The sequence below is a fragment of the Bradyrhizobium sp. sGM-13 genome (assembly GCF_018398875.1).
Lineage (GTDB): Bacteria > Pseudomonadota > Alphaproteobacteria > Rhizobiales > Xanthobacteraceae > Bradyrhizobium.
In genome coordinates this window covers 1-1,032 of sequence record NZ_JAGWDK010000144.1, presented here as the reverse complement: position 1 = coordinate 1,032, position 1,032 = coordinate 1, and the positions used below count along the sequence as shown (strand labels likewise).

Below are 1,032 nucleotides of genomic sequence, written 5' to 3'. Positions count from 1 at the left end.
TGCTCTCCGCGTACCATCATGGCCCAGGCCATGCGCGCAATTTTATTGGCAAGCGCCACGGCGGCGACCTTGATCGGCCGGCGCTCCATAATATGCGCAAGCCAGAGGCGCCGCGTGCCATGCTGCCGCGCATATCGGATAACGGCCATGGCGCCCGTGACGAGTAGCCATCGCAAATACCGGTTTCCCTGCTTTGAGATTCTACCCAGACGTTCCTTGCCACCGGTCGAATGCTGCTTGGGAACAAGCCCGATCCAGGCGGCCAGGCTTCGTCCGGACGAGAACTCTTTCCAATCACCGACTTCTGAGACCAGGGCGGTGGCGACGATGGGACCAACGCCTGGGATCTGCTCGAGCCGGCGACTTTCTTCGCTTGAACGATGCCAGGCATGGATGCGCTTCTCGATAGCTCCGATCTCAGCTGCGATCGCGGCGTGTTGGCGGGCAAGAACATCGAGGCTGAACCGTGCGGCCGCGGGTATCCGACCATCCTTCTCGTCAGCAATGATCTTGAACAGCTCGGCTGTGCCGTTGCGCCCCTTTGCCGAGATAATGCCGAGCTCGGCCAGGTGACCGCGGATCGCGTTCGACAGCATCGTTCGCTGACGGACCAGTAGCTGTCGGCTGCGATGCAGCATCAGGCCTGATTGTTGCTGCTCGCTTTTGGTCGGCACAAAACGCATCGACGGACGTGTCACTGCCTCGCAGATCGCCGCAGCATCATTAGCGTCGTTCTTACTGCGCTTGAGATAAGCCTTCACATAACTGGGCGGCATCAGCCGCACCGTATGGCCGAGCGCCTGGAGCTCACGGCTCCAATGATGGGCACTTGGGCAGGCTTCAATGCCAACAACGCAAGCCGGCAAAGTCGAGAAGAACTCCAGCACCTTGGCGCGGCTCACACGCTTGCGGATCACAACCGCGCCATCAACATCTGCGCCGTGAACCTGGAAGACTGACTTCGCAATATCGAGACCAATCGTGCTAACCTCGCCCATGGACGGCTCCCCTCAAAGTGGTTTGCTTCAACGC

The 1,032-nt window shown here is 60.1% G+C and carries 1 protein-coding gene; it reads right to left on the bottom strand.

The window, feature by feature from the left end; translation table 11 throughout:
- A partial coding sequence (locus tag KJQ96_RS38495) for an IS110 family transposase (protein ID WP_213291157.1) occupies nt 1–998 on the bottom strand: 998 nt, incomplete at its 3' end.
- Nucleotides 999–1,032: the final 34 nt, after the last annotated feature.